The 9,692-nt window shown below is 33.3% G+C and carries 10 protein-coding genes; 3 read left to right on the top strand and 7 right to left on the bottom strand.

Going from position 1 to position 9,692, the window contains the following annotated elements; genetic code table 11:
- Positions 1 to 125 precede the first annotated feature (125 nt).
- Positions 126 to 1,823, top strand: a complete 1,698-nt coding sequence (locus HPY74_18035; protein ID NSW92525.1) for an AAA family ATPase — start codon at positions 126 to 128, stop codon at positions 1,821 to 1,823.
- 76 nt (positions 1,824 to 1,899) lie between these two features.
- Here the strand turns inward: HPY74_18035 and HPY74_18040 are convergent, their stop codons facing one another.
- The gene (locus HPY74_18040; GenBank protein ID NSW92526.1) at positions 1,900 to 2,052 is read right to left on the bottom strand and encodes a hypothetical protein; all 153 of its coding nucleotides are present in this window, start codon (positions 2,050 to 2,052) and stop codon (positions 1,900 to 1,902) included.
- 485 nt (positions 2,053 to 2,537) lie between these two features.
- Here HPY74_18040 and HPY74_18045 point away from each other — a divergent pair, with 485 nt between their 5' ends.
- Positions 2,538 to 3,818, top strand: a complete 1,281-nt coding sequence (locus tag HPY74_18045) for an AAA family ATPase (protein ID NSW92527.1) — start codon at positions 2,538 to 2,540, stop codon at positions 3,816 to 3,818.
- Entirely contained in the window at positions 3,805 to 4,362 is a 558-nt protein-coding gene (locus tag HPY74_18050) for a hypothetical protein (GenBank protein NSW92528.1), read from the top strand. Before HPY74_18045 ends, HPY74_18050 begins: the two co-directional genes overlap by 14 nt.
- Before the next feature lie 14 nt (positions 4,363 to 4,376).
- Here HPY74_18050 and HPY74_18055 read toward each other — a convergent pair whose 3' ends face one another.
- From HPY74_18055 to HPY74_18080, 6 genes are all read right to left on the bottom strand, one after another.
- Entirely contained in the window at positions 4,377 to 4,625 is a 249-nt protein-coding gene (locus HPY74_18055) for a type II toxin-antitoxin system VapC family toxin (GenBank protein NSW92529.1), read from the bottom strand.
- Complete coding sequence (locus HPY74_18060; protein NSW92530.1) at positions 4,597 to 4,755, bottom strand: hypothetical protein; 159 nt, start codon at positions 4,753 to 4,755, stop codon at positions 4,597 to 4,599. Before HPY74_18060 ends, HPY74_18055 begins: the two co-directional genes overlap by 29 nt.
- A gap of 37 nt (positions 4,756 to 4,792) precedes the next feature.
- Positions 4,793 to 6,526: a helicase-associated domain-containing protein gene (locus tag HPY74_18065; protein NSW92531.1), complete on the bottom strand. Its 1,734-nt coding sequence runs from the start codon at positions 6,524 to 6,526 to the stop codon at positions 4,793 to 4,795.
- A gap of 4 nt (positions 6,527 to 6,530) precedes the next feature.
- On the bottom strand, positions 6,531 to 8,216 hold the full coding sequence (locus HPY74_18070) for a DEAD/DEAH box helicase (GenBank protein NSW92532.1): 1,686 nt from the start codon (positions 8,214 to 8,216) through the stop codon (positions 6,531 to 6,533).
- A 554-nt stretch (positions 8,217 to 8,770) separates the two neighbouring features.
- Positions 8,771 to 8,974: a hypothetical protein gene (locus HPY74_18075; GenBank protein NSW92533.1), complete on the bottom strand. Its 204-nt coding sequence runs from the start codon at positions 8,972 to 8,974 to the stop codon at positions 8,771 to 8,773.
- 179 nt (positions 8,975 to 9,153) lie between these two features.
- The gene (locus HPY74_18080) at positions 9,154 to 9,426 is read right to left on the bottom strand and encodes a hypothetical protein (GenBank protein ID NSW92534.1); all 273 of its coding nucleotides are present in this window, start codon (positions 9,424 to 9,426) and stop codon (positions 9,154 to 9,156) included.
- Positions 9,427 to 9,692: the final 266 nt, after the last annotated feature.

Here is a 9,692-nt window from a genome sequence, read left to right on the forward strand (position 1 = left end):
GTTTGGGTATAATTGTATTGAAAATATTGTAAAAATATTATAAAATAGGACATGATGTGTTGAACAACAGGCATAAGGAGTGAGTCGGATTGAAGAAACTGCCATATGGTATCAGTAATTATAAAATGCTGGTAGAAGAGAATTTATACTATGTTGATAAGACAATGTATATAGAAAAACTAGAGAATTTACATTCATACTATTTATTTTTCCTGCGACCGAGAAGGTTTGGCAAAAGTTTATTTGTATCGTTGCTCCAAAGCTATTATGATATAAATGAAAAAGAGCATTTTGATGCTTTGTTTAAGGACACTTATATAGGACGGAATCCGACAAAAGAAAGGAACAGCTACCATGTTTTAAAATTTAACTTTTCCGGGGTAACTACCGGTACAAAGGAACAACTGGAAGAAAGCTTTATCAGCGTTACAAGGCTGGCATTTAAAGATTTCATAAATCGCTATAAATTATCGCCTGACTATATAATAAAAGAATCCGATTTGAATATATCAGCAGCGAATATATTGGAGGATTTTTTTACAGATGTTAAGAGTAAAATCGATAAGCCCATTTACGTTATCATAGACGAATATGACCATTTTGCAAATGAGCTTCTAAGCTTTCAGTTTGATCTGTTTAAGCAATCGATAAGCAGGACAGGATTTGTTAGAAAGTGGTACGAGGTGCTTAAAAAAGCCACTGATACAATTGTAAAGCGCATATTTGCCACGGGTGTAAGCCCAATTACCCTGGATAGCCTTACCAGCGGATTTAACATTGCCGATGACATAACAAGGCTGGATACTTTCAATGAAATGTTGGGATTTACCGAGGAAGAAGTAAGGCGGATGGTTAAGGATACGGCCCGTTTTCCTGTGAGCGAAAGTGATATGGACGAGTTGATGGAAGTGCTGCATAAGAACTATGACGGGTATTTGTTTTCGGAAGATGCACATACCAGGTTATATAACAGCGAGATGATACTCTATTATCTAAAAACCTATATAGAAAAGAAGAAAGGGCCTAATAGTTTAATAGACCAAAATATTGCCAGTGATTATGGCAAACTGGGTAAAATGTTTGAACTAAAAAATAAAACAGGCAATATAAAAGTTCTGGAGAAGATATTGGCCGGAGAAGAAATAGCAGCACAAATAACCAGGCAATTCAGTATGGAAAAGGATTTTACGCAGGATGATTTTATATCGTTGCTGTTTTACTTGGGGCTCCTTACTATAGATAAAAAGATATTGGATAGTGTGGTTTTAAAAACACCGAATTATGTTATCAAGGGTTTATATCATCAATACTTTGTGAAGAAATTAAATGAAGAAACGGATTATGATATTGATATATCTTTTATCAAGGAAGGTATAAGGCAAATTGCCCTTGAAGGCAAGAACGAAAAGTTTATAGAAGTGATCGAAAAGACCCTGCACAAGCTTTCCAACCGTGATTACATAAATTTTGACGAAAAATATGTTAAACTTATTATGCTTTCTTATTTTATGCTAAGCAACATATACCTGGTGAAATCGGAATACGAAGTAGATGGCGGATATATAGACATAGCTCTATTGAAGAGGGAACCCATTGATCCTGCCTATTTTGCAATATTTGAGGTAAAGTACATAAAGAAATCGGAGTATGAGGCACACGGGGAAAAAATCATAGAAGAGAAGAAAAACGAAGCCATGGAACAGATAATGAAGTACAAAAGCTCTGATGAGCTTCAAAACCTGCCCAGGCTTAAGAAATGGGTAATTGTTTTTGTGGCGGATAAATGTGTTGTTAACATGGAGATAATATGCTTGCTAAGGTAAACATTTATTTTTGGTATTGATGGTTCAATGCAGCTAATTGAGTCTGATTCTCCTCCTTATAAAAGGCTTGCTTTTGTTAAAACGGCTCTTTTCTAAGTTTTAAAAGCTCTTCGCCGTTTTTTATTTTTGACAATCCAATTCGGCACCTGGCAACTGCACTATTATATCTTCTGGTCCATAAAATCAAATCCTCTTCTTCGTCAATGTCAAAATAGCTTTTAATATCCATGAAGCCGTTTTTTATTGATTAATTTTAGTCAGTTCATTCCTCAGGTTTTCCTTTTTATCAATTAGAGTCTTTAAACTGGTTTGGACCAAGTCCATTGTTCTTTTTAATGATTTTATCTGTTCTTCTATTTCCTTAACGCTTTTATCTGCATCTATTAGCTGTTCTTCTAGCTTATTTTTATACACTAGTATGTAGTTTTCAAAGCTGTCTAAAGCATCCGAATATTTGATTACAAATATATTTCTGGTTTAATAGCTCACAGCATCTATGTTATAGAATAATTATATAATTTTCGGAAATATAAATTTTCAAAATAGATTGAATTTCCACTTTTTTTCAGTTATAATCATAATGTAAATACTAAATATGCTAATAATAAAGAAAATGAAGGTGTTGTATCTCTCTATATGATAGTGTTAATTTATGCATATAATATATAATAGTTATCTATACAATAGTATTACTGTAATTCAGAGGTGTATATAATGAGATTAAACTTAAAAAATATCGGAATGATTGAAAATGCTAATATTGAATTTAATGGACTTACTGTAATATCCGGTGAAAATAACACTGGTAAAAGTACAATAGGTAAAGTACTTTATAGTATTTATTTTGGATTAAATGATTGTTTAAATAATATAGAAGAATATAAACTTACATCAATTCAGCATGACATTTCAACTATTAATAGGCTTATAATGCAATTAAATATTGGTGCTCCAAAAGAGTTGACAAAGCTTAAGTATTATTTTACAACTGAAAATGCTTTTGAAAACTTACTTTCAGGCTTAAATGAATTAATGCATTTTCTTGATAATCATAAAAACTTGGGAAATAAAAAGAGAGAAGAATTAAAAAATTATATTAATATTGTATTAAAAAAAATTAATCTTAAAGCTGATAATCAAGAATTCATAAATTATGCTCTTAATCTTACATTAAATAGAGAGTTTTATGGGCAAATTAATAATGTTTTTAATAATAATGAAGGTGAGATAAGGGTATTTGAAGGTGAAAAACAAATTATAGAACTTATCATTATTAATAATGAAATAAAAGGAAATCCAATAATTGAAAGGATACCTTTCAGAGATGCAACATTTTTAGATTCATCTACTTTTTTCAATTATACTCCTTCACAATTTTCTTTTCTGCGTTGGTATCCTAATAGACATTATGAAGACTTAGCAAATAAAGTTGCTAATAAAGCAAAAAAAGAAAATATTGTTGATGAGTTCTTTAGCAAAGAAAGTAGAGAAATAATCGATAAATATTTTTCTAAAATAATTACTGGCAAATTGGAACAAGCACCTAGTGGGAAATACAGTTATATTATTAACGGCAAAAAGTTAAATATAGAGAACTTGGCAACAGGTTTAAAAATATTTTCCCAAATTAAGCTTTTATTTGATAATGGTTATATTAATAGGGATTCTATCTTCATTATTGATGAACCGGAAGTACATCTTCATCCAAAATGGCAAATATTACTTGCAGAGCTTCTTGTTCTCTTTGTGAAAGAAGTTGGAGCTAATATTGTCTTAACCTCTCATAGTCCCTATTTCATAGAGGCTATTGATGTTTACAGCGATCATTACGGATTAAAAAGTAAAACCGATTTTTATTTAGCAACTAAAAATGATAACGATATGGCAACTTTTGAAAATGTCAATACGTCTCTAAATAAGGTTTATGAACTGCTGGCATTTCCTTTTGAAGTATTGCAAGATGTAAAGGTTGGTAAATTATATGAAGATACATGATTGTATTCAAGTATTCTCACAATTAAAACACATTTACATAGAACCACTCTCAGAATGCAGTAAGAGTGATCAGGGTAAAATAATATGTAATGATAATTTTACGTGTTATAGCTTAGAAAAGTTTAACAAAAATTGTTTGAAGTTACAATGTTGTGCAGCAGATGCTTTATGGTTTGATAATCACTTAGGTGTTATTATTACCGAATTTAAAAGTGGGAAATTAGATAGTGATGAAAAGAGAAGATTAAGACTGCAATTATTTGAAAGCATTTTCATAATTCTACCTGAAATAATTAATAAATTCGGCGTAAATATTTCTTTAAAAGACATTTGCGATTTAAAAAAAGTATGTATCATAGTTTATGATGTTGATCGATATCAAGATTTAAAAAGTCAAAATATAGCCAAGCATATTGATGTTTTATCCCATTTCAACCTTGAACACCTTAAAGGAAAAGTGTATGATACAATACTTCCTTTTGAGAAAGAAGAGTTTATTAACCGTCTAGAAACTTTTAGAAATCAGAAGCTTAGCCCTAAGTAATCGCTCCCATTCCTCTAAAGTTTAAAGATCTCTAAAAACCTTTCTATAATCTCTTTTCTCTCAGTTTCCGTCCTCTGGTTTCTTAAGATATAAAAAATATTTATTAATGTAATTGGAGATGTATAACTAATCAGCTTATTATCTACTGAAAGCTCCATTATACGCTGTGCCGAAGAATGTCCTTCCCTTTCTTCTATTAGATAATCTAATAATATATTTATATCCAAAAAAACTTTATATATTGAATTTTTCAATTCTTGCATAAATTTTATCCCCTTCATCAACATTATGCAAACCACGTTTCAATTTCTCCAGCTTTTCAAATGCAGCTTTTTTATCTCCTTTTACAGCAACTAATTTACCGATAACCTTCCCGTTTTTTGTAAAAATCACAGGTTCATTTTGCATTATATTTATATATTTGCCAAAATTATTTTGTAATTCTTATGATACAAAAATGATTTTTCTTTTCAATCTCCCTTTTCACCTTATTGGCTGATTTGCTATCTATTTCAAACACATAGGGCAATTCATTTAAAATATTATTATTTATGGTTTTATAACTTTTTAACTCCTCCATCAGGTATCTATCGTCGCATTCTATTATCGTAACTGTCCTTATCTTTATTCTTTTACTTTCCCGCTCCCATTCCTCTAAAGTTAAAAGAACATTTTCAGGTATGTTATTTTCACTGTTTTCCTTTAAATAGTCAATGATTTCCCTGATTGAAATTCCATTGTCCAGTGCATTGACAGCGGCCTTAAATGATAGTTTATAGATGCTTACGGTATCTTCCGATATTTTTTCGGCAAATTTATCGAAGAAGAGTATATGATTATGCTTCATACTTCCTTCGGAAACAATTATTTCATAATTCGGCTGTACTATAAAACCCGATTTTTCGGCCTTTTCATTTAGATTGTAATTATCTGTCATACCCAGCACGTATGCTCCCAAGGGGGTGACTCTAAAGTATTTTACCGAAAAGAATTCGGTATTTCCATATTCATCACTATCTTCAACCAGGGCTACATCAACAATTCCCATAACCGAAAGGTACTCAAAGAACATTATCTCTATAAATCTTCCCTCGATTTCTTCCCAATCCTGTGTCCTACCAGTATAATACCTGTAATAATCGTCGTAGGAGTCTATACTGCCAACTACGTTTGTAAGGAAGTTTCTGTCCATTTTTTTTATGTACTTGAGAAATTCATTCATTTTTATCCATTTGTTAACAGGGCACCCTAAAAGATACTTTAGGATTAGTTCCCTGCAAGTCTTGAAGTTTGGGCGCATGCTGGTCTTGATTTTTATCTCGCGTATCCTGTCCAGTTCATATATTACTTCTGACCGGATATAAGCCTTTAAGAGCATGTCACATTTTTCCGCAAGATTTAATTTCAGGAACTCTTTAGCTCTCGATCCTATTATAAGCATCCCGTCGCTCTCCTCCACGATGCCTGCCTCTGACAATAGCCTGCATATGCCGTATATCCTGTTAGTCTGCTCTACTGTCCTTATGTCATCCATGCTGCTGAAACCGCTTGTTAAAACTTCCTTATTCTCGAGGGCTTCATTTATTTTTAAAACAGCACTCTTTACCGGAAGATTGCTTCCTTTGGTGGCTTTAAGTTTTGCATTATTTATAAGCATTATGGTATTTATGAAATCCTTCTCAAAGCTCTCCCTGATCACAAGCTCCTTGTCAATAATGTCCCTGTCAGGCAATCTTTCCAGAGCTGTGTATCTGATTTCCAGCGGTTTTACCAGCTTCTTTAATATATTAAATATGGGTGCCGGTATGGAATACGGTACGAAGAACAGTCTTGCCGGCGAATAATCATCAAACTGCTCAACTAAATATCCATAATGATAACTTTTACGTTCTCTTCCGTGTTTCTCCAATATATGTTTTATCTCCGACGAGTCCAATCTCCCCCCGGCCCTGACATATTCCTCTACAAGTTCTTTTTCAAACGGATTAAGAATATTCCATATCCTTATAATATTCTGCTCATCGCTCAGGTATTTATCAAGTATGGAAACCATTTCCGCTTTCTTCCTCTGGGAGGTTTTTATTCCTGCGAGTTTCAAAAAATAAGGCAGTGTATCTTTACCACCGTAAGTTCCCATCCGTTCAAGATAAGCTTTTAATGACATGTTTCTACTCCACTCCTATCTCATGTGCCGATTTAATATAATATTTATATCCTTGTTCTGTAAGGAACAGCTGCCTGTTTGCGGCAAAATCCTGTTCCCTGCTTTCTTGCGTCACAAGACTGTAAAAATACGCAACATTTTCCCTCTCTTTCGGCCTTAAAATTCTTCCCAGCCTTTGTGCCTCCTCCTGCCTGGAACCAAATGTCCCTGACACCTGTATAGCCACATTTGCATCCGGTAAATCGATGGCAAAGTTTGCAACCTTTGATACAATAAGGGTTTTTAATCTTCCTTTTTTGAAATCCTCATACATCCTGATTCTCTCTTCATTAGGAGTTTTCCCTGTTATAATAGGGGCCTTCACTTTATCTGCAATTTTGTTCAATTGCTCTATGTATTGGCCTATTATCAGGACATTATCTTCCCTGTGCTTTTCAAGCAAGATATCGATAACCTCCATCTTTTTGTAGTTCTCGGCGGCAATTCTGAACTTGTCCCTGCTGTTGCTTACGGCATAGTCCATTTTTATATCCTCGGGCATAGGTACCCTTACCTCGATACAATTTGCACACGCTATCCAACCTTGCTTTTCAAGGGTCTTCCAGGGCATATCATACTTTTTGGGACCAATAAGGCTGAAAACATCTTCTTCCAGTCCATCCTCCCTTACAAGGGTTGCTGTAAGCCCAAGCCTTCTTTTTGCCTGTATTTCGGCAGTTATTCTGAAAACAGGTGCGGGCAGCAGATGAACTTCATCATATATTATAAATCCCCAGTCTTTCTTTTTAAACAAATCAAAGTGAGGGAAATTCTGTGTTCTGTCATTCCTGTGGGTCAGTATCTGGTAGGTTGATATGGTCACGGGCTTGATTTCTTTGACTTCTCCGCTGTATTCACCGATACAGTCTTCAGGAATGTTGGTCTTATCCAATAGTTCCTGCTTCCACTGTCTCAGTGCGGTAATGTTTGTAGTAAGTATCAGGGTTTCACTCTTTATCTTTTCCATTAAAATCATTCCCACAACTGTTTTACCTGCACCGCAAGGGAGGACGATTACTCCGCTGCCCCCTTTATTTGAACCTCCGGCATAAAATGCGTCAGCAGCTTGTTGCTGATAGTCCCTGGGATGGAACTCCCTTCCTTCGGAAGTGATACTTTTCAATTCTATATCAAAATGGGCACCGGAGACATATCCGGCTATATCTTCAACAGGATGCCCTATCTTGATTAGCAGATGTTTTATGTGTCCCCTCATGTCAGGGCTAATCTTCAATTTAAACTCATTTACTCTTTCTTTTATATACTGCTGCACTTGTTTGTTATTTGAAATTTCAGTGATAATATACCTGTCTTCCGATACCAGGAACAACTCTCCATTTTCACGTATAAGCTTTACCTTTCCGTACTTTTTAACGTTATCCTCTATATCCCTCCTTACATTTTGCGGCAAGTCAAACTTACTGTATTTTTCAAGTATTTCGATTATCATTTCTGCGCTCATGCCGCTGGAAGCAGCGTTCCATAAGGAAAGGGGAGATATTCTATAAGTATGTATATATTCCGGGCTTTTCTCCAGTTCAGCAAATCTGGCAATTTCGTCTCTTACTTCTTCGTACAGTTCATTGTTAACTTCAACCAGTATGGTCCTGTCACCCTGAACTATAACCGGGTTGTTGGTGTTATACGCCATTTTTAATATTCTCCTTTACCTGGTATAACTAATAAACTAATAAACTAATAATAATAACATATAATTTTAATTTAACAGGAAATATATTACCCTAAAATTTAAAAATCATCAATGCCTATGGGCGCATTTTCTTCATAAAAATAAAATGCGTCCTATCATTTACAACTTTTACAATGCACATATTTTATGTAAAATGTATATGATAATAGCAAAGGAGGGATGGCAAATTTCTGGGTGATACAATACTTTTAATTTCACGGTATTTCTTGTATAATATATTTAGATTTCTATCTTCTATTTCGAGCACAAAAATTTCTCCATTACACAAGTTGCATATTGGTATGATTTCGTCTACATTTACTTTTACTCCTTTATATTCTTTTATTTTTTATTTATAATTCTATAGTCAACTTCCTGCCGGCATGCTGGACAATAAGCTTTATTCATTACCAACTCCCCCTTAAAATCATAAGCAGTAATAAATCCCTGTGAAGGGAACAAAAATAAGAGCCAGGGTCATCTATTACAAAAAGTTTTGATTTCCTCTTGAATTTCTATTGATTTTTAAGAAATTCTTTAAAGTCTGTTTCTGTAATAGTATTCAGGGTTTCCCTTCGCTCCTTTGAGTAATCGCCCTTTCCATTGTCAAACAAACGGATAAAGTTTACCATCCCAATGGGTCCTAACTTTTCAGAAAGAGCTTGTAAACCTTCCTTCTGTAATTTATCCAAATCCTTCAAATTAAGTGCATTTATCATTCTAGCACCTCCATTACAAATTCTATAGGGTTCATAACTCTTATTTTTATATCTGAGCGTTTAACTGCATTTAGCAGTACTTTATCTGTTGTGAGCATATAATCAATACAATAAAATTCACAAAATGCAATGTGCAAAGCATCAAAATATTTAATATTAAATGCATCTAGTTCTTTTGCTCAAATATTAATTTTTTCATCATATTTTAACATTTCTTTTTCTATTGAACTATATAACATTATAACCTTTTTCTTCTTATAATCGTCAGTCATTCTACTTAGCTCAAATTGTATGGCCGGGCTTTCACAAAGTATATACCCATTATTTAATATTCTGTTTATAATCAGTAATAAAGCTTCCGTTTCAAGTCTTATTCTTCCCTGAGTTAAATCGTCAAACGGACGATTATAACAACAAACATCAAAATATATTTTAGCCAATTTATATATCATCCTTGTTTATAAACTTTCCACATCTCTATTATAGTATAGCAAACCATTACCTATTTATCAACCTGGTTTTAATTTGAGGGTCGATTTTTATTTGTGTAACAGAAAAATACAATATAACCACAAAATACCATTAATTATGGAAGACAACTCCCAGCAAACCTTAATTCTAAATTTTAACAAGGCAAATTAAAATTTATCAATTTTAATTTCTTATCATCTTATCAAGACGTCAATTCCCCTGTTGTATGTAGAAAAGTATTATATTG

The sequence above is a fragment of the Bacillota bacterium genome (assembly GCA_013314855.1).
Taxonomy (GTDB): Bacteria; Bacillota; Clostridia; order Acetivibrionales; family DUMC01; genus Ch48.

Bases quoted from the DNA above. Each gene is read 5' to 3' on its own strand.
- HPY74_18035 (NSW92525.1), top strand. From the start codon at position 126: ATGCTGGTAGAAGAGAATTTATACTATGTTGATAAGACAATGTATATA.
- HPY74_18040 (NSW92526.1), bottom strand. From the start codon at position 2,052: ATGGATATTAAAAGCTATTTTGACATTGACGAAGAAGAGGATTTGATT.
- HPY74_18045 (NSW92527.1), top strand. From the start codon at position 2,538: ATGAGATTAAACTTAAAAAATATCGGAATGATTGAAAATGCTAATATT.
- HPY74_18050 (NSW92528.1), top strand. From the start codon at position 3,805: ATGAAGATACATGATTGTATTCAAGTATTCTCACAATTAAAACACATT.
- HPY74_18055 (NSW92529.1), bottom strand. From the start codon at position 4,625: ATGCAAGAATTGAAAAATTCAATATATAAAGTTTTTTTGGATATAAAT.
- HPY74_18065 (NSW92531.1), bottom strand. From the start codon at position 6,526: ATGTCATTAAAAGCTTATCTTGAACGGATGGGAACTTACGGTGGTAAA.
- HPY74_18070 (NSW92532.1), bottom strand. From the start codon at position 8,216: ATGGCGTATAACACCAACAACCCGGTTATAGTTCAGGGTGACAGGACC.
- HPY74_18075 (NSW92533.1), bottom strand. From the start codon at position 8,974: ATGATAAATGCACTTAATTTGAAGGATTTGGATAAATTACAGAAGGAA.
- HPY74_18080 (NSW92534.1), bottom strand. From the start codon at position 9,426: ATGATATATAAATTGGCTAAAATATATTTTGATGTTTGTTGTTATAAT.